Annotated in this window: 1 protein-coding gene and 1 rRNA gene (1 of these 2 cut by a window edge); both read left to right on the forward strand. The window is 22.6% G+C overall.

Features of this window, described 5'->3' with window-relative positions:
* Positions 1-480, forward strand: a complete 480-nt coding sequence (gene greA / locus GJT85_RS00005) for a transcription elongation factor GreA (RefSeq protein ID WP_208754175.1) — start codon at positions 1-3, stop codon at positions 478-480.
* Between the two features lie 173 nt (positions 481-653).
* Positions 654-718, forward strand: a 16S ribosomal RNA gene (locus tag GJT85_RS00010) (it continues 1,334 nt past the right edge of the window).

The following is a 718-nucleotide window of genomic DNA, read 5'->3' on the forward strand; positions in this document are numbered from 1 at the left end:
ATGAATAAAAATATTCCTATGACATTACAAGGTTTTGAAAAATTACAACATAAATTATATAGATTAAAAAATATAGAAAGACCAAAAATTATTAAAGCTATTAAAGATGCCAGAAGTCATGGAGATTTAAAAGAAAACGCAGAATATAAAGCTGCTCGTGAGGAACAAAGCTTTTGTGAGGGACAAATACAAAACATAGAAATAAAATTATCTAAGTCTTATGTAATAGATATTACTAAAATAAAAAATAATGGAAAAGTAGTATTTGGTTCTACTGTTATCATTAATAATATTAAAACTAATAAGAATATTACTTATAAAATTGTTGGTGATGATGAGGCAAATTTAAAAGAACAACTAATTTCTATTAATGCACCTCTTGCAAGAGCTTTAATTGGAAATAAAATTAATACAATTATTTCTGTTAATACGCCTAAAGGGATTATAAAATATAAAATTTTAAATATTAAATTTCTTTAATATAAAATTTTAAAAATAATTTGACTTTATTATACTAAATAGTATAATTATGATAATAACTTTCTTTAATAATTATAGATTGTTATTTTGTTCTTTAATAATTTATCAGAAAATTTATGTGGGCATTCAATTTTATAGAATTTTTAATTTTATATTAAGATTTTTTTCGTTTTTAATTGAAGAGTTTGATCATGGCTCAGATTGAACGCTGGCGGCAAGCCTAACACATGCAAGTCGA

This window comes from Enterobacteriaceae endosymbiont of Neohaemonia nigricornis, from assembly GCF_012571795.1.
Taxonomy (GTDB): domain Bacteria; phylum Pseudomonadota; class Gammaproteobacteria; order Enterobacterales; family Enterobacteriaceae.